Below are 25,112 nucleotides of genomic sequence, written 5' to 3'. Positions count from 1 at the left end.
GGACCGCGCGCAGGGTGGGTTCGCTGTGTTCGCGGATGAGCGAGAAGTGGGTGCCCGCCGTGTCGACCGCCGTGTGCGGGAGGTGCCAGTGCGGGCGCCAGTTCTCCGGTGCCTCGGCCAACGGTGCGTCAGCCAACTGCGGCTCGGCCAACGGCGGTTCACCCAGAGGGGATTCGGAAGCGCGGACGAGGAGCGTCGGCGCGTCGATCTCCTGCGGCGTCCACGCCCGGAACAGGCCGGTGTAGTGCGCCATCGCGGTGAGGTAGGCGTCGTCCACGGCCTCCTCCGCCCACAGGACGTCCGGCGCTCCGGTCGTCCGCGCGTGCTCGATCCGGGCGTGCAGGTCGGCGAGCGCGGGGCTGTCGGGCCAGTGGGTGTCCAGGAGGACAACGGCGTCGGGGCGGGTGCCACGCGCTTCGAGGACGGCCGCGGTGGCGTGGGCGATCCAGCCGCCCGCGGAGTACCCGAGCAGGACGACGGGACCGCCGTCGGCGCACTGCTCGACGCCGTCGGCCAGCAGCTCCGCCAGGGCATCGACGGACGCGGGCAGCGACTCCTGCCGGCGGAAGCCGGGCACCGGCTGGACCCACACGTCGTGTGCGCCGCCGGACGCGGCGGCGAGGCGTGCGTACTGGGGTGCCCCCGAGCCGACGGCGAACGTCGGGAAGCAGACGAGGCTCGCGGCGGCGGAACCGCGCGCGAGACGGACCTGCGGAGGCCGCAGCCGCTCCTCGGGGACGTCGAAGGCGGGCCTGAACTGGGCTACAAGGCGCACCAGTTCATGGAACTCTTCGGTACGACCCTGCTCGCTCGCGCGGGCGAGGAGGGGCCCCAGGGTGAACTGCGATTGGCTGGGGTCGCCGGGTGCCACGTCGGGGCCTGGGATGTCCCGGCCCGGCGCGTCCGAGTCGTCGTGCGCGGGGCCCGTCGTCTCCCACTCCGCGGCCAGGTGCCGGGTCAGGTCGGTCACCGTCGGGTGCTGGAAGACGAGGGCCGGGGGGAGACGGAGGCCGGTGTCGGCGCCGAGCCGGTTGCGCAGGTCCACCGCCGTCAGCGAGTCGAACCCGAGCTCGGGCAGCGGCCGTTCGTCGTCGACCTCGTCGGCGTCCGGCAGCCTCAGCACCGCCGCGACGTGCGTGCGGACCAGGGCGGCGAGGAGGCGGGCCCGTTCGTCCGCGTCCGCCCCGGCCAGGCGCCCTCGGTCGGTCAGCGCCGGGACAGCGGCGCCCCGGGGGCGGGCCGCGCCGAGCGGCAGGGCGGTCGACTCGGGCCAGTACCGCTGGTTCCGGAAGGCGTACGTGGGCAGGTCCACCAGACGCGCGCCGCAGTCGGTGAGCATCCTGTCCCAGCCCACCGGTACGCCGCCGACGTGCAGGCGAGCCAGCGCGCGCAGGAGGGCTTCCATGTCCGTGACACCGTCCGCGCCCGTGCCGTCGGCCCCCAAGGAGAGCTGGCCGTACACCCCTTGGGAACTGAGCCACGGCTCGGCGTCCGTCGACGGGACGTCGTCCGCGCGCGCGAGGCGTACCCAGTGCTCCGGGGACGAGAGTTCCTCGTACGACACGGGCGTGCCGGTCCGGCCGGAGGCGAGGGGGATCACCGGTGGGCGGAACGTCAGCTCCTTGACGGTGCGTCGGATGCCGTCCCCCGCTTCGCCGCCGGACGACGACGGTTCGGCAGATGCCTCCCCGGCGAGGGCGACCACGAGTGCGGCCGCGTCGGCCAGGGAGAGCACGCCCGCGCAGTGGGCAGCGGTGACCTCGCCGACGGAGTGGCCGAGGAGGGCGTCGGGGGTGACGCCCCAGTGTTCGAGGAGGCGGAAGAGCGCCAATTCGGCGGTGAACAGGGCGACTTGGTCGAGGACGGGGTCCGGGTCGGGGAACGGGTCCAGGTCTGGCTCCAGGTCTGGCTCCAAGACCGCCGCGAACGCGGCCCTGGTCTCCTCGGCGGCGGACGCGAACACCGGCACCCGCGCGTACAACTCCCGTGCGAGCACCGTCCATCCGCCTTCCCGGCCGACGAGCCCGGAGAACGAGAACGCCACCCGGCCGCGTCCGCGCGCCGAGCCGTGGACCACGTCCGGGACGTCGCCCTCGCCCCGGGCCAGCGCCGACAGCGCCGCCATCAGCGCGTCCCGGTCCTGGCCGAGGACCACGGCACGGTGTTCGAGGCAGGCCCGGGTGGCCGTCAGCGAGCGTGCGATGTCGGCCGACAACAGCTCCGTACGCTGCCCGACGAACACGCGCAATCGGTCGGCCTGCTCCCGCAAGGCCTCTTCGGTCCCGCCCGACAGCACCCAGGGCACGGTGGGCAGGCTGGCGGCGGGGGCCACTTCACTCCGGTCGGGTTCGTCCGGCGCCTGCTCCACCATGTCGTCGTCCGGTGCCTGCTCCACCACGTCGTCGTCCGGTGCCTGCTCCACGATCACGTGCGCGTTCGTCCCGCTGATCCCGAAGGACGAGACGCCGGCCCGGCGGGCCCGGCCCGTGTCCGGCCACGGCCTGGACTCGGTGAGGAGTTCCACCGCACCCGAGGACCAGTCGACGTGCGGCGTCGGCTCGTCCACGTGCAGGGTGGGCGGCAACACGCCCTCGCGCAGCGCGAGCACCGTCTTGATCACGCCGCCGACCCCGGCCGCGGCGGCGGTGTGGCCGACGTTGGACTTCAGCGAACCCAGCCACAGCGGGGCGTGGGCGGGCCGACCCCGGCCGTACGTGGCAAGCAGGGCCTCGGCCTCGATGGGGTCGCCGAGGGTGGTGCCCGTGCCGTGGGCCTCGACGGCGTCCACGTCGCGGGCGGTGAGACCGGCCTGGGCCAGGGCCTGGCGGATCACGCGTTGCTGGGCGAGGCCGTTGGGGGCGGAGAGGCCGTTGCTCGCGCCGTCCTGGTTGACGGCGCTGCCGCGGATGAGGGCGAGGACCGGGTGTCCGGCGCGCCGGGCCATGGACAGCGGTTCGATGAGGAGCATGCCGACGCCCTCGCCCCAGCCAGTGCCGTCGGCCGCCGCGGCGAACGCCTTGCAGCGCCCGTTGGGTGCGAGCGCGCCCTGAAGGCTGAATTCGAGGAACGCCCCCGGGGTGGAGAGGATCGTCGCTCCCCCGACCAGGGCGGACGCGCAGTCGCCCTGCCGCAGCGCCTGCACGGCCAGGTGCAGGGCGACCAGGGACGACGAGCACGCGGTGTCGACAGTCACCGCGGGGCCTTCGAGGCCGAAGGTGTAGGCGAGCCGCCCCGACGCGACGCTCGTCGAGGTCCCGGTCATCAAGTGGCCCGCGCCGCCGTCCGGGTCGGCGGTGAGCAGCGGCAGGTAGTCCTGGCCGCTGACGCCGACGAACACGCCGGTGCGGCTGCCCCTGACCGCGTCGGGCGACAGCCTCGCCCGCTCGATGACCTCCCAGGCCACCTCCAGGAGGAGGCGCTGCTGCGGGTCCATCGCCAGCGCCTCGCGGGGGCTGATCCCGAACAGGAGGGGGTCGAACCGGTCGGCGTCGTGGAGGAAACCGCCCCGGCGGACGTACGTGCGCCCTGGCCTGCCCGGGTTCGGGTCGTACAGGTCCTCGGTGTCCCAGCCCCGGTTGACCGGGAAGCCGGAGGTCGCGTCGCGCCCCGAGGCGACCAGGTCCCAGAGCTGCTCGGGCGAGGTCACGTCGCCCGGGTAGCGGCAGCCCATCGCGACGATCGCGATGGGCTCGTCGGCGGCGGGCGCGGCCAACACCGGCCCCTGGGTCACTTCCTGATCGCCCGTCAGGTGGGCGAGGAGGTGCGCGGACAGCCGCTCGGCCGTCGGGTGGTCGAAGACCGCCACCGGTGAGAGCCGGACACCCGTCGCCGTGGCCAGCCTGTTGCGCAGCTCCATCGCCGTCATCGAGACGAACCCGAGATCGGTGAAGGCCTGGGTGACGTCGACGTCCGCCGGGGAGCCGAGGTTCAGTACGGCGGCGGTGTGCTCGCACACCGTCTCCAGGACCAGGCGTTCCCCGCCGCCCGTGGGCAGTTCCGCGAGGCGCTCCCGGAAGCGGGCGGCCGCGCTCTCGTCGCCCTCCGGGGCCGGGACCGCGGCGGGAAGCCCGTCCGGCCAGTACCGGCGGCGCTGGAACGCGTGGGTCGGCAGGTCCACGAGGCGGGCCCCCGGCCCCACACGGGACGACCAGTCCACCCGCAGCCCCTGGACGTGGGCCTCCGCCACGGAGGTGCGGAAGCGCAGCAGGTGCCCCTCGTCGCGCCGCAGCGAGGTCAGCACCGTGCCGTCGCCGACGCTCCCCGTGCTCTCGGCGGCTGCTGCGCCTTCTAGGAGCTCCTGCACCGACACCGCGAGCACCGGGTGCGGGCTCATCTCGATGTACGTGCGGTGTCCGGCCGCGAGGAGTTCGCGCACGGTGGGGTCGAAACGGACCGTCTCGCGCAGGTTCCGGTACCAGTACGTGGCGTCGAGTCCGGTGGTGTCGACCTGGCCGCCCATGACCGTCGAGAAGAAGGGGATCGCGGCGGCCCTCGGGGTGACGCCCGCGAGGGTGGTGAGGAGTTCGCCCTTCAGCGACTCGACCTGGGCCGAGTGCGACGCGTAGTCCACCGCGACGCGGATCGCCCGTGTCCCCTCCCGCTCGGCGGCGTACAGAAGCTCGTCCAGGGCCTCGGCGTCGCCCGAAACCACCACGGACGAGGGACTGTTGGCGGCGGCGACGGAGAGGCGCGTGCCCCACTCCGAGAGCCGGTCCCGCGCCCGGTCCTCCGGCAGGGCGAGGAACGCCATGCCCCCGCTGCCCGCCAGGCGTTCGGCGACGAGCCGGGAGCGCCGCGCCACGATCCGCGCCCCGTCGTCCAGGGAGAGCGCGCCCGCGACGCACGCCGCGGCGATCTCGCCCTGGGAGTGCCCCACGACGGCGCCGGGCTCCACGCCGTGGGACCGCCACAGCGCCGCGAGCGACACCATCATGGCCCACAGCGCGGGCTGGACCACGTCGACCCGGGCCAGGGACGCGGCCCCTTCGGCTCCGCACACGACGTCGACGAGCGAGAAGTCCGCGTACGGGGCCACGGCGTCGGCGCATTCGTGCAGCCGCTCGCGGAAGACCGCTGAGTCGCGGCACAACTCGGCGGCCATGCCCTCCCATTGGGCGCCCTGGCCGGGGAAGACGAACACCGGTTTCCCCGGCTCCTTCGCGACACCCGTCACCACTCCCTCGGCGCTCGTCCCCTCGGCCAGGGCGGCGAGGCCCGCGAGGTACGCGTCCCGGTCGTCGGCGAGCACGACGGCCCGGTGGTCGAACCGGGTACGTGACGTCAGGAGGGAGTGGCTGACGTCGGCCGGTGCCAGGTCAGGCCGGGCGAGGACGTGGTGGCGCAGCCGGGCCGCCTGTTCGCGCAGGCCTTTTTCGGTCCTCGCGGTGATGAGCCAGGGCAGGGGTGGGGCGACCTCGCGGTCGGCGTCGGCGGCGCGGCCGGAGTCGGCGACGGCTCCGAGCGGTACGGCCCGTGCCGGTGCCGCGACTGCGGGCGCGGGGAACGCGTCGTACGCCGACTCCTCAAGGATCACATGGGCGTTGGTGCCGCTGATCCCGAAGGACGACACGCCTGCCCGGCGCAGCCGGTCGCCGCGGGGCCAGTCGCGGGCCCCGGTCAGCAGCCGCACCGCGCCCGAGGACCAGTCCACGTGCGGGGTCGGCTCGTCCACGTGCAGGGTGGGCGGCAGGACTCCCCGGCGCAGCGCCATCACCGTCTTGATGACGCCGCCGACGCCCGCCGCCGCCTGCGTGTGGCCGATGTTGGACTTGATGGAGCCGAGCCAGAGCGGCCGGTCGGCGGGGCGGTCCTGGCCATAGGTGGCGAGGAGTGCCTGGGCCTCGATGGGGTCGCCGAGGGTGGTGCCGGTGCCGTGCGCCTCGACGGCGTCGATGTCGGCCAGGTCGAGGCGCGCGTCGGCGAGGGCCGCCCGGATCACGCGTTGCTGGGAAGGGCCGTTGGGGGCGGTGAGGCCGTTGGACGCGCCGTCCTGGTTCATCGCCGAACCGCGTACGACGGCGAGTACGGGATGGCCGTTGCGGTGCGCGTCGGACAGCCGCTCAAGCAGCAGCAGGCCGACGCCCTCGCCCCAGCCGGTGCCGTCCGCCACCGCGGCGAACGGCTTGCACCGCCCGTCCGGCGCGAGTCCGCGCTGGCGGCTGAACTCGACGAACATGCTCGGTGTCGTCATGACCGAGGCGCCACCGGCAAGGGCCATGGTGCACTCGCCCTGCCGCAGCGCCCGCACCGCCAGATGCAGGGCCGTCAGGGACGCCGAGCAGGCGGTGTCGACGGTGATCGCCGGGCCTTCGAGGCCGAAGGTGTAGGCGAGGCGGCCCGAGAGCACGCTGGCGAGGAATCCCGTCGAGTAGCCCTCGAAGGTCTCCCGGGCGCTCTGCAGCAGCATCGCGTACTCCTGGCTGCTGGTGCCGACGAAGACCCCGGTCCTGCTCCCCCGCAGGGAGGCCGGCGTGAGTCCGGCGCGCTCGAAGGTCTCCCAGGACACTTCGAGGAGCAGGCGCTGCTGCGGGTCCAGCGTCAGCGCCTCCCGCGGGCCCACTCCGAACAGGGCCGCGTCGAACGACGCCACGTCCGCGAGGAAGCCGCCCTCGCGGGCATAGCACTTCCCCAGACGGTCCGGGTCCGGGTCGTAGAGGCCGTCGACGTCCCAGCCGCGGTCGTCGGGGAAGGGCGCGACGGCGTCCCGTCCGGCGGCGACCAGATCCCACAGGTCCTCCGGCGAGGCGACGCCGCCCGGATAGCGGCAGCCCATCGCCACCACCGCGATCGGCTCCCCGGCCGCGTCCTCCAACTCCCGCAGACGGCCCCGGGTTTCGTGCAGGTCGGCGGTCACCCTCTTGAGGTAGTACCGAATCTGGTCGTCCGTCACCATGTGAATCCACCTCGTCGAGACGTCACCGTTGTCCGGCCCGGGCTGGGGCCCCATCTGAGCCGTTGCCGGGGGTCAGGAGATGCCCAGCTCCTTGCTGATGAAGTCGATGACTTCGTCGTCGGTCGCCAGGTCGAGTTCGCCGGCGACGGTCGTTCCGTCGCCCCGGGCGGGCCCCGTCCCGTCCTGCGGGCGCCCTGGCGTGTCCTCGCCCCACTTCCGGGCGAGCGCGCGCAGCCGGTCCGCCACTCGTTCCCGCTCGCCGTCGTCGAGTCGCGTCGCCGCGAGGCGCGTCGCCCAGTCGTCGAGCCGGGAGAGGGCCGAGTCGACCGGCGAGCCGAGGCCCGCGAGGAGTTCCGCCTCGACGTGGTCGCTCAGCGCGGCGGGCGTCGGGCGGTCGAACACCAGGGTGGTGGGCAGGGTCAGACCGGTCGTGGCGCCCAGGCGGTTGCGCAGCTCCACGGCGGTGAGGGAGTCGAACCCGAGCTCCTGGAAGGGGCGGTGCGGTTCCACGTGAGCGGGCGTCATGTGCCCTAGAACCAGGGCGATTTGGCTGCGTACGAGATCGAGTACGGCCGCGCTCCTGTCCTCCGGCGCCAGCGACGCCAAGCGCGTGCGCAGCGTGTCCGCCGCGCCGGGCTCCGCCGCTGTCGCGGTGGTGTGGACCAGGCCGCGGAGCAGGGCGGGGAGGGTGCCGTTGCCTGCTGCGGCGCGCAGTTCGCGTGGGTCGATCCTGGTCGGCACGGACACCGGTTCGCCTGCGGCGAGTGCCGCGTCGAAGAGGGCGAGGCCGTCTTCGGTGGAGAGGGTGGCTGCGCGGGAGTGGCCCATGCGGTCGGCGGGACCTGCGGGGGTTGCGGGACCTGCCGGGTTCGTGGGACCTGCCGGGTTCTTGGGACCTGCCGGGTTCTTGGGACCTGCTTGGTCCACGGGACCTGCCGGAGCCGGCTTCCCCGGCCCCTGCCCCGTCCCCATTCCCCCGGACACGGCCCAGCGGCCCCAGGCCAGGGACGTCGCGGGGCGGCCGGTGTCGTGGCGGTGCCTGGCCAGCGCGTCGAGGAAAGCGTTGGCGGCCGCGTAGTTGGCCTGGCCGGGGGCGCCCAGGGTGCCCGCGGCGGAGGAGAAGACGACGAACGCGGCCAGGTTCTCGTCGCGGGTCAGCTCGTGCAGGTGCCAGGCGCCGTCGGCCTTCGGCCGGAAGGCGGCGTCCACCCGCTCGGGCGTCAGCGACTCCAGGACTCCGTCGTCGAGTACGCCCGCCGTGTGCACCACGGCGGTCAGCGGATGCCCGGCCGGTACGGACGCCAGCAGCTCCGCCACGGCGGCCCGGTCGGCGACGTCGCAGGCCGCGGCCCGCGCCGTCGTCGCGCCCGCCGCGCGCAGCTCGGCCACGAGTTCCGCCGCTCCCTCGGTGTCCGGCCCGCGGCGGCCCGCGAGCACGAGGTGCCGCACCTGGTGGGTGCGCACCAGATGCCGGGCCACCTCGCGGCCGAGAGCGCCGAAGGCACCGGTGACCAGGACAGTCCCCTCCGGATCCCACACCGGCGGCATCGTCAGGACGACCTTGCCCACGTGCCGGGCCTGGGCCAGGAACCGGAACGCGGCGGGCGCCTGCCGTACGTCCCACGCCGTCACCGGCACCGGCCGCAGCCGCCCGCGCTCGAACAGCTCGACGATCTCCGCCAGCATCCCGGCGATGCGCTCGGGCCCGGCGTCCATCAGGTCGAACGCGCGGTAGGCGACACCGTCGTACCGGGCAGCGATGTCATCGGCGTCGCGGATGTCGGTCTTGCCCATCTCGACGAACCTGCCGCCCGGCCGCAGCAGCCGCAGCGACGCGTCGGTCAGCTCGCGCACGAGCGAGTTCAGTACGACGTCGATGCCACGGACACGGGCACTGCCACCGCTGCCGCCGCTCGTCTCCGCGAACCGGGCCTCGAACTCTCCGGTACGGGAGGAGGCGAGATGCTCGTCGTCGACACCGAGGGCGCGTACCGCGTCCCACTTGGCGGGGCTCGCCGTCGCGAACACCTCGGCGCCTAGGTGCTGCGCCAGTTGTACGGCGGCCATCCCGACGCCGCCCGCCGCCGCGTGCACGAGCACCGCGTCGCCGGGTCGGACGTCGGCCAGGTCGACGAGACCCTCGTACGCCGTGAGGAACGTGACGGGAACGGACGCCGCCTGCGGGAACGACCAGTCCCGGGGAATCCGGGCGATCATGCGGTGGTCGACGACGGCGACCGGCCCGAGGCATCCGGCAGCGAGCCCGAACACCCGGTCGCCGGGGGCGAGTTGTTGGACGTCTGCCCCCACCTCGGTGACGACGCCCGCGATCTCCCCGCCCAGTGCCCGCCGGTCGGGCACCATGCCGAGGGCCATGACGACGTCCCGGAAGTTGAGCCCGGCGGCGCGCACGGCGACCCGGACCTGCCCGGCCGCGAGGGGGGCGGCGGCCTCCGGGGAGGGGGTGAGGACGAGGTCGTCGACGGTTCCTCCACCGGTCAGGTCTACGCGCCATTCGCGTGCGCCGGGCGGGGGCAGGAGTGTGCCTGCCGGTAGTCCGCGGGTCAGTCGGGGGGTGAGCAACTGCCCTGCTCGCACGGCGCATTGGGGTTCGTCGGCGGTCAGGGCCGCGGGTAGTGCTGCCGCCGACTCGGGCCGCCCGTCCGTGTCGACGAGCACGAACCGTCCCGGGTTCTCGGCCTGCGCGGCTCGCACCAGGCCCCAGAGCGCGGCGGCGGCCACGTCGGCGATCTGTTCTTCGGCGGCGGCTGCGATGGCGCTGCGGGTCGCGAACACCAGGCGGGAGTTGTGGAGTTGAGTGGTGGCGAGCCAGGTCTGGAGGGTGTCGAGGGCGGAGTGGGTGAGGGAGCGGGCGATGTCTGCGTGGTTGGTGGCGGCGTGGTGCGTGGGGTCGCCCCCTCGGGCTTCGACCTGGGGGGCGGCTGCGGCTGCGGCTGCGTCGTCTCCTGCGTACGACGCCACCACCAACTCCGGTACGGGCTCCCCCGATTCGATCGCCGTCGCCAGCGCGCCGAGGTCGGCATACGCCTGGGCGCCGAGCTGCGCCGCCAGCGCGTCGTCCCCGAGGACGGCGCGACGTGCGGGCGGGGCCGACGGGGGCAGCTCCGTCTCCGCCCAGTCGACGTGGAACAGGGTGTCGTGGGTACCGGTCGCGCGGAGCTGGTGGGCGGAGACCTGGCGGGTGACCAGCGATCCGGCCGACGCCACCGGGGCCCCGTGCTCGTCCCACAGGGCGAGGGACACCGCGTCCGCACCCGCCGGACTCAGCCGCGCCCGCAGGGCCGGTCCGCCCGCGCCGTGGAAGGACACGTCATGCCATGCGAACGGGACCCGCACATGGGCCTGTGCGTGTGCGGGCCTCTGCGTCTGCGCGGGGGTCTGCGTCGGTTCGGACACCGGTTCCGACGCCGACACCGAAGCCCTCGTCCCTTCCCTCTGATCCCCTCCGGCAAGGAGCGCGGCAGCGTGCAGCGCGGCGTCCAGCTGCGCCGGATGCAGTCCGTACCCACCGGCACCCGCGCCGGAAGAGTGCGCCGCGTCCGGGAGCGCGATCTCCGCGTACACCTCGTCGCCGACGCGCCACACCCGCGAAAGGCCGCGGAACGCGGGGCCGTAGGCGAAGCCCGCGTCGGCCATGCGGTCGTAGAAGCCTTCGAGCGGGACCGGTTCCGCGCCGGGAGGCGGCCATGCCTGGCCGGGGCGGAGCGGCGCGGCCGTCGCCTCGGGGGCGAGGACGCCACGGGCGTGGCACGTCCAGGGTTCGTCGGTGAGGGCGTCCTCGCTGCGGGAGTACACGCCCAGCGGGCGGTGACCGTCCTCGCCCGCGGCGGGGCCGACCTTCACCTGGAGGTGGACGGCGCCGCGTTCGGGCAGGAGCAGGGGTGCCTCCTGGGTCAGCTCCACCAGCCGTCGGCACCCGGTCTCGACGCCGGCGCGGAGGCCCATTTCGACGACGGCGGTACCGGGTACGAGGACGGCGCCGAGCATGACGTGGTCGCCGAGCCACGCCTCGGTGCGGCGCGACAGCGTCCCCGTCAGCACGACGCCCTGGGCGTCCGCGAGCTCCAAGGACGCACCGAGCAGCGGGTGTTGGAGGCCCGACAGGCCGACTGCGGTCGGAGCGGCGTCGGTTCCCGCCGTGCTGCTCCAGGGGTAGCGGTGGCGTTGGAAGGGGTACGTGGGCAGGTCGACGACACGGGCCCCGGTGCCGTCGAAGAAGCGGGTCCAGTCGACCCGGGCGCCGTGGGCGAACGCCTCGGACACCGCCGTGCGTACGGTGTCGGCCTCCGGGCGGCCGGCGCGCGCGACCGGGATCACCGCCGTCGCGGTTCCCGGCCGCTGCCCGGCGACGCAGTCCTCGGCCATGGCCGTGAGCGTCCCGGACGGCCCGATCTCCAGGAACGTACGCGTCCCCGCGGCGAGCAGCCGCCGCATCCCGTCGTGGAAGCGCACGGTGGCGTGGGCGTGCCGCACCCAATATTCCGGCGAGCACAGCTCCTCGGCGGTGGCGATGTCCCCCGTGACGTCCGAGACGATCGGGATGCGCGGTGGGTGGAAGGTGAGTTTGCGGGCGACCTGGCCGAACTCGTCGAGCATTCCGGCGAGTTGTGGGGAGTGGAAGGCGTGGCTCACCCGTAGCCGCCGCGTCTTGCGGCCCTTGTCGCGCCAGCGCGCGGCGATGTCGAGCACCGTGCTCTCCGTACCGGAGACGACCACGGACGCGGGGCCGTTGACGGCGGCGACGGCGACTTCGTCCGCGTGGGCCGCGACGTCCGGCAGGATCTCCGCCTCCGTCGCCCGCACCGCGACCATCGCGCCGCTGCCCGGCGCGTCCTGCATGAGGCGGCCCCGGGCGGCGACGAGGGCGCACGCGTCCGGGAGCGAGAGCACTCCGGCGACGTGCGCCGCCGCCAGCTCGCCGACCGAGTGGCCGAGCAACAGGGCGGGGGCGAGCCCCCAGTGCGTGAGCAGCCTGAACAGCGCCACTTCGTACGCGAACAGGGCCGGCTGGGTGTAGGCGGTCTGCTCCAGGAGTGCGGCGGTCGGCGTGCCCTCGACCGCGTACAGGACGTCGCGGAGCGGGCGGTCGAGATACGGGGCGAGGCTGTTCGCGACCGTCTCCAGCGCTTCCGCGAACACCGGGAAGGCGTCGGCCAGTTCACGGCCCATGCCCGGTCGCTGGCTGCCCTGTCCGGCGAAGAGGAACGCCGGGGCGGCGTCGGTTGCCGTACCCCGGACGAGGCCAGGGGCGGGGCGGTCCTCGGCGAGGGCCGTGAGTCCCGCGAGCAGTTCGTCCCGGTCGCGGGCCCACAGCACGGCGCGGCGGTCGAGGGTCGCGCGGGAGGTGGCCAGGGAGCGGCCGATGTCCGCGGGGCGGGCGGCGGGCCGGGCGCGGACGTGGGCGGCCAGGCGCCGCGATTGCTCTCGGAGGGCTTGCTCTCCGCGTGCGGAGAGCACGAGGGGTACGGGGGGCGGGGCGAGAGGTGGCGGGGTGAGCGCGCCCTCGTCCCGCCCGGCCCCCGCAGGAGCCTCCTCCAAAATCACATGCGCGTTGGTGCCACTGATCCCGAAGGAAGACACACCCACCCGCCGCGGGCGCCCCGTCCGCGGCCACTCGCGCTCCTCGGTCAGCAACCGCACCGCACCCGAGGCCCAGTCCACGTGCGGCGAGGGCTCATCGACGTGCAGGGTCCTCGGGAGTACGCCGTGCCGCAGGGCCATGACCATCTTGATCAGCCCGGCGATGCCCGCCGCGCCCTGCGTGTGGCCGATGTTGGACTTGATGGAGCCGAGCCAGAGCGGGCGGTCGGCGGGGCGGTCCTGGCCGTACGTCGCTAGGAGTGCCTGGGCCTCGATGGGGTCGCCGAGGGTGGTGCCGGTGCCGTGCGCCTCCACGGCATCGATCAGGTCGGCCGACAGGCGGGCGGCGGCGAGTGCCTGCCGGATCACGCGTTGCTGGGAGGGGCCGTTGGGGGCCGTGAGGCCGTTGGACGCGCCGTCCTGGTTGACCGCGGAGCCGCGTACGACGGCGAGTACGGGATGCCCGTTGCGGCGCGCGTCGGACAGCCGCTCAAGGAGCACCAGGCCGACGCCCTCGCCCCAGCCGGTGCCGTCCGCCGCCGCGGCGAACGCCTTGCACCGGCCGTCGGGGGCGAGTCCCCGCTGCCGGCTGAACTCGACGAAGATCCCCGGTGTCGTCATCACGGCGGCGCCACCGGCCAGCGCCATGGTGCACTCGCGCTGCCGCAGCGCCTGCACGGCCAGGTGCACCGACGCCAGCGACGCGGAGCACGCGGTGTCGACGGTCATCGCCGGGCCTTCGAGGCCGAAGGTGTACGCGAGGCGCCCCGACAGCACGCTCGCCGCGCCCCCGGTGAGCTGGTGCCCCTCCGTGCCCTCGCCCGTCGCGGCACCGCCGCCGCTGGTCATGAGCACCGACCCGACGAAGGCCCCTACAGGTTGCCCCTTCAGGCCCCCGGGGTCGACGCCCGCACGTTCGAACGTCTCCCACGCGGTCTCCAGGAGCAGCCGCTGCTGGGGGTCCATGGCGGCCGCCTCGCGCGGGCTGATGCCGAACAGATCGGCGTCGAACTCCGCGGCGTCGTCGAGGAAGGCTCCTTCGCGGGCGTAGGTGCGGCCGGGCCGGTCGGGGTCCGGGTCGAAGAGCGCTTCGGTGTCCCAGCCGCGGTCGGTGGGGAACGCCGAGACCGCGTCGGTTCCGGTGGCCACGAGGTGCCACAGGTCCGCCGCGGAACGGACGCCGCCGGGGAAGCGGCAGCCCATCGCGACGACGGCCACGGGCTCGTGGGCGGCTGCGGTCAGTTCACGGGTCCGCGCGCGCAGCGCCTCGGCCTCCTTGAGCGAGACCCGCAGCGCCTCGACGAGCCTCTGGTCACCTACCGGCATCGCGGTCCTCCGTCTCGGCGTGCGCCGCGTTGTTCCGGTTGGTGGTCGGGGTGTTGTCGGGGCTGTTCAACGCCATAGCCAGCAACCCCTCGGCATCCATCGAATCGATCGAGTCGGACACCGAACCGGAATCCGAGCCGACTCCGTTGCCGTCCGGCAGCGCTGTGCCCCCGACACCGTGACCCGCCAGCTCCAGCAGCGCGTCGAGGAGGCCCGCGTCGCGCAGGCGGAGCAGCGGGATGGCGGCCAGGGCCTCGCGCACCTGGCGTTCGGTGTCGCGGTGGGCATCGGACTCCTCGTCCCGGGGGGCGAGTTCGGTGGCGAGGTGTTCGGCGAGGGCCACGGGGGTGGGGTGGTCGAAGACCAAGGTGGGGGGCAGTCGCAGCCCGGTCGCCGCCGTGAGGCGGTTGCGGAGTTCCACGGCGGTCAGCGAGTCGAAGCCGAGGTCCTTGAACGCCCGGTCCCGTCCCACCGCCTCCGGCGTCGCGTAGCCGAGGACGGTGGCGGTCTCGGCGTGGACCAGATCGACCAGTTGCCGGTTCCGCTCGGCCGGGGGCAGCGCGGCGAGACGGCGCCGCAGCGCCCCGGCATCGGACCGGGCGCCGCCCCGCCGCGCCGGGGCCCGCACCAAGCCGCGCAACACCGGTGGCAGCGTGTCGGGACGCGCCCGCAGCACGGACAGGTCAAGGCGGACGGGCAGCAGCAGCGGCTCGTCCGCCGCGCGGGCCGCGTCGAAGAGGGCCAGGCCGTCCTCGGTCGAGAGGGCCTGGACGCCGGAGCGCGACATCCGGGCCCGGTCGGCACGCTCCAACCCGGCCGTCATGTCGCCTGCCTCGGCCCACAGACCCCAGGCGAGCGACAGCGCGGGCAGTCCGGCGCGGCGTCGGCGGCGTACCAACGTATCCACGAACGCGTTCGCCGCCGCGTAGTTGCCCTGGCCCGCGCTGCCCAGCGTGGCCGCGGCCGACGAGAACACCACGAACACCGGCGGCTCACCGGTGCGGGTCAGCTCGTCGAGGTGGCACGCGCCGTCCGCCTTGGGCCGGAACACCCGGTCGACGCGTTCCGCCGACAGCGCCGGGATCACGCCGTCGTCCAGTACACCGGCCGCGTGCACGACGGCCGTGAGCGGGTGCTCGGCGGGCACCGACTTCAGCAGCGCGGCCACCGCGGCGCGGTCGCCGACGTCACATGCCGCCCACGTCACCTCCGCGCCGAGCACGGTCAGTTCGGCCTCCAGGACTGGTGCCTCGGGAGTGTCGCCTCCGCGTCGGCTTACGAGCAGCAGTCGGCGTACGCCATGAGTGGCGACCAGATGCCGGGCCACGGCACGCCCCAGCACCCCGGACGCGCCGGTCACCAGCACGGTGCCACGGGTGTCCCACGCGGGGGCGGTGTCCTGGGCCGGCGGTCGGGCGCGTTCGAGGCGGGGTACGAGGAACTGGCCTGCGCGGAGCGCTAGTTGGGGCTCTTCCGTGGCCAGGGCGGTGGCCACGGCGGTGTCGAGCGCGGCCGTGGAGTCGGGGTGGCCGTCCAGATCGGCCAGCACGAAACGGCCCGGGTGCTCCGCCTGGGCCGAGCGCACCAGACCCCAGACCGCCGCCGCGGCGGGATCGTCGGCGGGCCCCGGATCCCCGTCGGGCGTTGCGGACTCGTCGGGCGCCGAGTGCTCGTCGTCCGGCGCGCCCGACGCGCCGCGCGTGACGAGGACAAGGCGCGCCGTGCTCCCCCGCTCCTCCGCGAGCCAGGCCTGCAACAGCTCCAGCCCGCGGCAGGTCAACTCCCGTGCGCGCGCCGCCTCGTCGTGGTCGCGACCGTCGCGCGGGTCCGCGCCGAGAGCCACGAGGACGGCATCGGGAGCCGTCGTACCCGATCCCATCGCCGCTCGGTACGCGGACAGGTCGGCGAAGCGTTGTACGGAGGCGGGCAGGCCCAGGTCGTCGTCCCCGAGGACCGCCATCCGCACGGGCGCGTGCGTCCCGGTCGGCGCGCCCGGCACACCTGCCCCACCGGGCTCGGCCGTCCACGTAAGACGGAACATCGCGTCCCGAAGCCCCCCAGAAGCCCGCAACTGCTCGGCGGACACCGGCCGGGCCACCAGCGAGCGCACGCTCACCGCAGGCACCCCCTCCGCGTCCGCCACCACCACCGACACCTCCTGCTCGGACGCCCCCGGCGACACCCGCACGCGCACCGCCGGACCGCACGGCCCGTGGAAGGCGACGTCGTTCCAGGCGAACGGCATGGCGGCCCGGTCGGGGCCGCCGTCACGGGCGCGGAGCAGACAGGAGTGCAGCGCCGAGTCGAGGAGCGCGGGGTGGGCTTGGTAGCTGCCCGCCTCGGCGTGGTTCTCGTCCGGCAGCGCCGCCTCGGCGAAGATCTCGTCGCCGAGGCGCCACGCGGTGTGCAGGCCACGGAACATGGGGCCGTAGCCGAGCCCGATCTCATCCAGGCGCTCGTAGAAATCCGAGGAATCCGGGGCACCCGGGGCACCCGAGGAACCCGAGAGTGCCGACAGGTCGACCGGCACAGCTCCCGCAGGCGGCCAGGCCCCGTCCAGCGCAGGCACCGTCCCGGCCTCCGCAGCCGTGAGCGAGCCCCGCGCGTGGCACGCCCACGGGTCCTCCGATGCCGCGTCCTCGGCGCGTGCGTACACACCGAGCGACCGGGCACCGTCCTCCTCCGGCGCCCCCACCCGCACCTGGACGCGCACCGCGCCCCGTTCGGCGAGGACCAGGGGCAGTTCCTGGATCAGTTCGCGGACGTGCGGGCACCCCGTCTCGGCGCCTGCCAGGGCCGCCAGTTCCAGGAACGCGGTGCCCGGCACCACCACGGTGTCCGCGACGGTGTGGTCGGCGAGCCAGGGGTGCGTGTCCAGGGACCACCGCGCGGTGAGTACGGCCTCGGCGGAGTCGGCGAGTGCGACGCGGGCGCCGAGGAGCGGGTGGTCCGGGCGGCCGAGGCCCGCGGCGGTGACGTCACCGGCGCCGGTGGGCGTGTCGAGCCAGAACCTGCGCCGCTGGAAGGGGTACGTCGGCAGGTCCACGACGCGCGGCGCGCGGCCGGCCCAGGCCGCCGACCAGTCCACGGCGACGCCATGGACGTACGCCTCCGCGACCGACGTCAGGAAACGGCCCGTACCGCCCTCGTCGCGCCGCAGCGACGCCACGGCCACGCCCGGCGTCCCGGGACGCTCCTCGATGACCTCCCGCAGGGCCATGGTGAGCATGGGGTGAGGGCTGGCCTCGACGAACGCGCCGAACCCGTGGGCGATCAACTCCCTTACCGCGGGCTCGAATCGGACGGGCTCGCGCAGATTTCGGTACCAGTAGTCGGCGTCGAGCCCGGCGGTGTCCTGGAACTTTCCCGTGAGCGTCGAGAGGAACGCGACGTCGCCCGTTCGCGGGCGGATGCCCGCGAGGTCCCGCGCGATCCGTTCGCGCGCGGCTTCCACGTGGGGCGAGTGGGAGGCGTAGTCCACGGGGATCCGGCGGGCCCAGAGCCCGGTCCGCTCGCAGTGGGCGAGGAGTTCGTCGACGGCGGCCGTGTCGCCCGAAACCACCACCGACGCGGGCCCGTTGACCGCGGCGACGGAGATGCGCCCCCACCACTCGGCCACCAGTTCCTCGGCCCGCGCCGGTGTCGTCGCCAGCGAGACCATCCCGCCGCGCCCCGCGATCGCCGTCAGGGCCCGGCTGCGCAGCGCCACCACGCGCGCGCCGTCGTCGAGGGACAGCCCGCCCGCCACACATGCCGCCGCGATCTCGCCCTGCGAGTGCCCCACGACTGCGGCGGGTTCGACTCCGTACGAACGCCACAGCTCCGCAAGGGACACCATCACCGCCCACAACACCGGCTGCACCACGTCCACCCGGTCCTCGTCGACACCTGCGGCGGTGCCCTGTACGACGTCCGTCAACGACCAGTCGACGTACGGGGAAAGCGCCTCGGCGCACTCGGTCAGTCGGTCACGGAACACCGACGAGGCGTCCCACAACTCAGCGGCCATTCCCGGCCATTGGGCTCCCTGGCCGGGGAACACGAACACCGTCCTGCCGGGGTCACCGGCCAACCCCTCGACGGCGGTGGGTACTTCACGCCCCTGCGCCACGGCGGCGAGACCGGACAGCAGCGCGTCCCGGTCGCCGCCGAGGACCACGGCCCGGTGTTCCAATGTGGCGCGGGTCGTGAGGAGTGAGTGGGCGATGTCGACGGCGTCGAGATCCGGGGCGGCGGCGAGGTGCTTCCGCAGGGCTGTGGCCTGGGCGCGCAGGGCGGGCTCGGTGCGGGCGGAGAGCGTCAACGGGACTGGGGCGTCCGCGACTTGCGCCGATGTCGGCGCGTGGGTGGGTTGAGCGGGGGGAGCCGTATCCACGTCCGACCCCGCAGGAGCCTGTTCCAGGATCACGTGGGCGTTCGTGCCGCTGATGCCGAACGACGACACCGCGGCCCGGCGCGGCCGATCCGTGTCGGGCCACGGGCGGGCCTCGGTCAGCAGCCGGACCCCGCCGGAGGACCAGTCGACGTGCGGCGAGGGCGCGTCGACGTGCAGGGTCCGGGGCAGGACGCCCCGGCGCAGCGCCATGACCGTCTTGATGACCCCGGCGACGCCCGCCGCGGCCTGCGGGTGCCCCAGGTTCGACTTGACGGAGCCGAGCCACAACGGCCGGTCGTCCGGGCGCCGTTGGCCGTACGTCGCGAGGAGCGCCTGCGCCTCGATCGGGTCGCCCAGGGTGGTGCCGGTGCCGTGGGCCTCGACGGCGTCCACGTCGGCGGGGGCGAGCTGGGCACCGGCGAGGGCCTGGGTGATCACGCGTTCCTGGGAGGGCCCGTTGGGGGCGGTCAGGCCGTTGCTCGCGCCGTCCTGGTTGACGGCGGAGCCGCGTACGACGGCGAGGACGCGGTGTCCCCTGCGCCGCGCGTCCGAAAGGCGCTCGACGAGGAGCACACCGGCACCCTCGCCCCACACGGTGCCGTCGGCCGCCGCCGCGAACGGTTTGCAGCGCGCGTCGGCGGCGAGCGCGCCCTGGCGGCTGAACTCGGTGAACGCGTTCGGCGTGCACATCACGGTGACGCCGCCCGCGAGGGCGAGGTCGCAGTCGCCGCCGCGCAGCGCCTGCGCGGCCAGGTGCAGGGCCACAAGCGACGACGAGCAGGCCGTGTCCACGGTGACGGCCGGGCCCTCGAAGCCGAAGGTGTACGCGATGCGGCCGGTGGCGACGCTGCCGGACCCGCCCGTGCCGAGGTACCCGGCGATGTCGTCGGTGATGGTCCCGAGCCGGGTGGTGTAGTCGTGGTACATCAGCCCGGCGAACACGCCGGTGCGGCTGCCGCGCAGGCCCTTCGGGTCGAGGCCCGCGCGTTCGAGGGCCTCCCAGGAGACCTCCAGGAGGAGCCGCTGCTGCGGGTCCATCGCGACGGCCTCGCGCGGGCTGATGCCGAAGAACTCGGGGTCGAACTGCGCGGCGTCACGCAGGAATCCGCCCTTCGCCGCGTACGTTCCCGGGTCGAGGGACCAGCCGCGGTCGGTGGGGAACGCGGACACGGCGTCGGCGCCGCGGTCCACCAGGTCCCACAGGTCCTCCGGCGAGCCGATGCCGCCCGGGAACCGGCAGGCCATGCCCACGACGGCGATCGGCTCGTCGGCACGGACCGCGGCGCGCACCGGCGGCCGAGCCCGTCGGTCCCGGCCGCCGCTCAGCCGTCCGCACAGGTACGCGGCGAGTTCCTGCGGCGTCGGCCGGTCGAAGACGAGGGTGGCGGGCAGCCGCAGGCCGGTCACTCGCGTCAGGCGGTTGCGCAGCTCGACCGCGGTGAGCGAGTCGAAGCCCAACTCCTTGAAGGCGCGGCCCGGTTCGACGGCGGCGGACCCTGCGTGCCCGAGGACGGCGGCGGCCTGGGCGCGCACCATGTCGAGGACCTTCGCGGTCCGGTCGTCGGGCGCGAGGCCCGCGAGGTCGCGCGCCAGGGCGGAGTCCCCGTCGGCGCCTACCGCCGCGCGCCGCGCCGGTGGCCGCACCAGGGCGCGCAGCAGCGCGGGCACACCGTCGGCGGCGGCCCCGGCCCGTACGGCGGCCAGGTCCAGGTGGGCCGGGACGACGACGGGGGCGCCCGCGGCGAGGCTCGCGTCGAGCAGGGCGACGCCCTCCTCGGCGGACAGACCGCTCACCCCGGCGCGGCGCAGCCGGTCGCGGTCGGTGTCCGACATCTGGCCGGTCATCGCGCTGGTCTCGGCCCACAGCCCCCAGGCAAGGGAGAGCGCGGGCAGCCCTTGCGCGCGCCGGACGCAGGCGAACGCGTCGAGGAAGGCGTTGGCCGCCGCGTAGCCGCCCTGGCCCGCGGTGCCGAACGTGCCCGCCGCCGAGGAGAACACGACGAACGCGGAGAGATCGGCGTCCCGGGTCAGCTCGTGCAGATTGACCGCCGCGTCGGCCTTCGGCCGGAACACCGTGTCGATCCGTTCCGGTGACAGGGACGGCACGACGCCGTCGTCGAGGACACCGGCCGCGTGCACGACGCCGCACAGCGCGTGGTCCGGCGGTACGTCCGCGAGGACCTCGGCAAGGGCCGCGCGGTCCGCCGCGTCGCAGGCCGCCCAGCACACCGACGCGCCCAACTCCCGCAAATGCGTGGTGAGTTCGCCCGCTCCGGGCGCGTCCGCGCCACGGCGGCTCACCAGCAGCAGGTGACGTACACCGTGTGCCTCGACGAGGTGGCGGGCCACGACCCGGCCGAGGACGCCGGAGGCGCCGGTCACGAGGACGGTGCCGTCGCTGTCGAAGCCGTCGCCGACGTCAGCGCCGTCGGCGGTCTCCGTCTCACTTTCGTACGGAGCCACTCGCCGGAGCCGCGGGGCGAACGCCTCCCCTGCCCGCAGCGCCACCTGCGGTTCGTCGCCGCCGACGGCGGCGGCCAGCGCCTCGGCCGCCGCGAGCGGCTCCTGTCCGTCGAAGTCGACCAGGACGAGCCGCTCCGGGTTCTCCGCCTGTGCCGAGCGCAGCAGTCCCCACACGGCGGCCAGGGCCGGGTCGGCCGTCTCGTCGTCATTCACGGCGACGGCACCCCGGGTCATCACGACGAGTCGGGCGGACGCGGAACGGTCGTCGGCGAGCCAGTCCTGAATGAGCGTCAGCACCCCGGCGACGGCGCTCCGGGCGGCTGCGGCCGGCCCGTCCGAGTCGGGCGAAGGCACGGGGAGTTCCCACAGCACCGCGTCCGGCGGATCCTGCGACGCGATGGCCGCCGCAAGCTCCGTCTCCCGGCGCACCTCGGCACCGGCGGCGTCGAGCGCCACCGCGATCGCCGTACTCCCCTCGGCTTCGCCGCCGACCACCGCCCAGGTCCCGGGCCGCCCGTTCGCGGCAGCCGGTGCGACCGGCGCCGGGACCCACCCGACGGCGTACAGCGAGTCCGTCGGCACCGGGCCTGCGGCGCGCAGGTCGTCGAGCGCCACAGGGCGCAGCGCCAGGGAGTCCACGGACACGACGGGCGCGCCGGTCGCGTCGACGGCCTCCAGCGCGACGGCGTCGGGCCCCGCCGAGCTGACGCGTACCCGCAGCCGCGTCGCGCCGACCGCGTGGACACGTACACCGGACCAAGAGAACGGAAGCCGGGGACCGATGGCACTCGTCCCGCCGTCGCCGACGACCGCCGCCGCGTGCAGCGCGGCGTCGAGCAGCGCCGGGTGGACGGCGAACCCGTCGCCGTCGCCATCCTCATCCCCGCCCCCGCCGCCCGGGAGCGCGACCTCGGCGAAGACCTCGTCCCCCTGCCGCCAGGCGGCCCGCAGCCCCCGGAAGCGGGGGCCGTACCGCAGGGACAGCGCCGCCAAGTCCTCGTACACCCCTTCCACCGGCAGGGGTTCGGCGCCCGGCGGGGGCCACTCCGACAGGTCGGCCTCGTCCTGGCGAGGGCGGTGGGCGGCGCGGGTGAGTGTGCCGTCGGCCTGCCTGGTCCACGGCCGGTCGGGGGTGTCCTCCGGGCGCGAGTGGAGGGTGACCGGGCGGTCTCCGTGCGCGTCGGCGGGGCCGACGAGGGCGCGGAGGTGGACGCCGCCGCGCGGGGGCAGGACCAGCGGAGCGGCGAGGGTCAGTTCCGCCACGCCGTCGCAGTCCACCTGTTCGGCGGCCGCAACTGCCAGCTCCAGGAAGGCGGTTCCGGGAAGCAGGACGGCGTCGTCGACGGCGTGGTCGGCGAGCCAGGGGTGGGTTTCGCGGGACAGGCGCCCGGTGAGGAGGAAGCCGCCGGAGTCGGGGAGGTCGGTGACCGCGCCCCACCACGGGTGGTCGAGCGGGCTCAGGCCGACCGATCCGACGTCGCCCGCGGGGGCCGTGGCGCCGAGCCAGTAGCGCTGCCGCTCGAAGGCGTACGTGGGCAGGGGCACCCGGCGGGCCCCGGTCCCGGCGAACACCTTCTCCCAGTCGGGGCACAGGCCGCCCGCGTACAGCTCGCCGAGGGAGCGCAGGAAGCGGTCGAGGCCGCCGTCGTCGCGGTGCAGGGTGCCCGTCACGAGCCCGTCCCGGCCGAGGCCGCCGAGTGTCTCCGTCAGGCCGAGGGACAGGACGGGATGCGGACTGCACTCGACGAACGTGCCGTGTCCGGTGGCGGCCAGGCGCTCGACGGCGTCGGAGAGCCGGACGGTCCGCCGCAGGTTGCGGTACCAGTAGTCGGCGGTCAGCTCCTCGCCCGCCACGATCCCGCCGGTGACCGTCGAGTACAGCGGCAACTCCCCGGCGCGCGGGCGGATCCCCGCCAGCGTGGTGAGCAAGTCGGCGCGCAGCAGCTCCACTTGCGGGGAGTGGGAGGCGTAGTCGACCGCGATGCGTCGGGTGCGTACGCCGTCCCGCTCGCAGTCGGCCGTCAACTCGTCGAGGGCGTCCGGGTCTCCGGAGAGCACGACGGACGACGGGCCGTTCACGGCGGCGAGGGCGAGCGTGCCGCCGAAGCCCTCCAGGCGGGCGCGGACCTCGGCCACCGGGGCCGTCACGGAGACCATGCCGCCCGCCCCGGCCAGGCATTCGCCGACCAGCCGGGACCGCAGCGCCACGACCCGGGCGCCGTCGTCCAGCGACAGCGCGCCCGCGACGCATGCCGCGGCGATCTCGCCCTGCGAGTGCCCGACGACTGCGGCGGGCTCCACTCCGTACGAACGCCACAGCTCCGCCAGCGACACCATCACCGCCCACAGCACCGGCTGCACCACGTCCACGCGGTCCTTGTCGCAGTCGTCCGCGACTCCGAACACCACGTCGCGCAGCGACCAGTCGACGTGCGGGGCGAGCGCGGCCGCGCAGGCCTCCATGCGGGCGCGGAAGACGGGAGAGGAGTTCCAGAGGTCCACGGCCATTCCGGTCCACTGGGAGCCCTGGCCGGGGAACACGAAGACGGTCCTGCCGGGGTCGCGCGCCACGTCCTCGACCAGGTTCCCGCCGGGTTCGCCGGACGCCAACTCGCCGAGGGTGAGCAGGAGTTGGCCGTGGTCACGGCCGACGACAACGGCACGGTGGGACAGGGACGCGCGGGTGGTGGCGAGGGAGTACGCGACGTCTGCGGGGCGGAGGGCGGGGTGTGCGGCGAGGTGGTCCCGGAGGCGTGCGGCCTGTGCGCGCAGGGCGGTCGGGCTGCCTGCGGAGAGGACCCAGGGGAGGGGGGATGGTGGTGCCGTGTCGGGTGTGGTCGGTGTGGCTGACGCGTCCGGGGTGCCTGGCGTGGGCTCCGCGTCCGGGGCGGCCTCTGTGGCTCCTGTGACCTCTGCGGCTTCCGTGCCCGGCGCGACCTCCGCGGCCTCTGCGGCTTCCATGCCCGGCGCAGCCTCTGTGGCCTCCACGGCCGCCCGGCGCGCGTCGCCCCCGCCGCCCCCGCTCCCCCCGTCCCCAGCCGGCGCCGCCTCGACGATGACATGCGCATTCGTACCGCTGATGCCGAACGACGACACCCCCGCCCGCCGCGGCCGCCCGGTCTCCGGCCAGGGCCGCGACGCCGTGAGCAGCCGCACGGCGTCGCCGGACCAGTCCACGTGCGGCGTGGGCGCGTCGACGTGCAGGGTCGGCGGCAGCACCCCGTGCCGCAGTGCCATCACCGTCTTCATGACGCCCGCAATGCCCGCGGCGGCCTGCGTGTGGCCGAGGTTGGACTTCAACGACCCGAGCCACAACGGGTGTTCGGCGTCGCGGCCCTGCCCGTAGGTCGCGAGGATCGCCTGTGCCTCGATGGGGTCGCCGAGGCGTGTTCCCGTGCCGTGGGCCTCGACCGCGTCGACGTCGGCCGCCGTGAGTCCGGCGTTCGTGAGGGCCGCGCGGATCACCCGCTGCTGGGAGGGGCCGTTGGGGGCGGTCAGGCCGTTGGACGCGCCGTCCTGGTTGACGGCGCTGCCGCTGACCACGGCGAGCACGGGGTGGCCGTGCCTGCGCGCGTCCGACAGGCGCTCCAGGAGGACGACGCCGACGCCCTCGGCGAGCCCCGTGCCGTCCGCCTGCCCCGCGAAGGCCTTGCAGCGGCCGTCGGGCGAGAGCACGCGCTGCCTGCTGAACTCCAGGAGCGTCGCCGGGCTGGACATCAGCGTGGCCCCGCCGGCCAGGGCGAGGTCGCACTCCCCGTTGCGCAGTGCCTGGACGGCGAGGTGGAGGGCCACCAGTGACGAGGAGCAGGCCGTGTCGAGGGTGACCGCCGGGCCTTCGAGGCCGAAGGTGTACGCCACCCGTCCCGACGCGACGCTCGCCGCGCGGCCCGTCTCCAGGCGGCCCTCGTGCTCCGGGTGTGTGCCGGGCCGGCGGTCCGTGTAGTCCTGTCCCATCATCCCGGTGAAGACCCCGGTGCGGCTGCCGCGTACGGCGGCGGGGGTGAGGCCCGCCCGCTCGAACGTCTCCCAGGAGACTTCGAGGAGCAGCCGCTGCTGCGGGTCCATCACCAGGGCGTCGCGCGGGCTGATCTCGAACAGTGCCGCGTCGAACGACGCGATGTCGGCGAGGAATCCGCCCTCGCGTGCGTAGCAGGTGCCGGGTTGGTCGGGGTCCGGGTGGTAGAGGCCCTCGACGTCCCAGCCGCGGTCGGCGGGGAGGGCGGAGACGCCGTCGGTGGCGGAGGCGACCAGGTCCCACAGGTCCTCGGGGGACGCCACGCCGCCCGGGAAGCGGCAGGCCATCGACACCAGCGCGACGGGTTCGCGGCCCGCCTCCTCGGCGAGGCGCAGGCGCTCGCGGGTCCGGCCCAGCTCGGCGGACAGCCGCTTGAGGTAGTCCAGCGTCCTGTCGTCGTGCGTGCCTCGGGCACTGGAGGAGTCGTGGGTGTCGTGGCT

The 25,112-nt window shown here is 74.8% G+C and carries 2 protein-coding genes and 1 pseudogene; all 3 read right to left on the bottom strand.

Annotation, left to right across the window (positions count from 1 at the left end; genetic code table 11):
- Window positions 1–4: 4 nt before the first annotated feature.
- A pseudogene (locus IEY91_RS05675) lies at window positions 5–6,889 on the bottom strand (type I polyketide synthase); the annotation flags it as partial.
- 75 nt (window positions 6,890–6,964) lie between these two features.
- Window positions 6,965–13,735 (bottom strand): type I polyketide synthase, encoded by a 6,771-nt coding sequence (locus IEY91_RS05670; RefSeq protein WP_444545467.1) that lies wholly within the window; start codon window positions 13,733–13,735, stop codon window positions 6,965–6,967.
- A gap of 70 nt (window positions 13,736–13,805) precedes the next feature.
- Window positions 13,806–25,040 carry a type I polyketide synthase gene (locus tag IEY91_RS41595; protein ID WP_444545466.1) on the bottom strand — a complete coding sequence of 3,745 codons (11,235 nt, stop codon included), beginning with the start codon at window positions 25,038–25,040 and terminating at the stop codon, window positions 13,806–13,808.
- Between the last annotated feature and the right edge of the window lie 72 nt (window positions 25,041–25,112).

Origin of the sequence: Streptomyces lasiicapitis (assembly GCF_014646335.1) — a bacterium.
Classification (GTDB): Bacteria; Actinomycetota; Actinomycetes; order Streptomycetales; family Streptomycetaceae; genus Streptomyces; species Streptomyces lasiicapitis.
The sequence above is the reverse complement of the archived record's forward strand: the minus strand, read 5'-3'. Positions and strand labels throughout refer to the sequence as shown.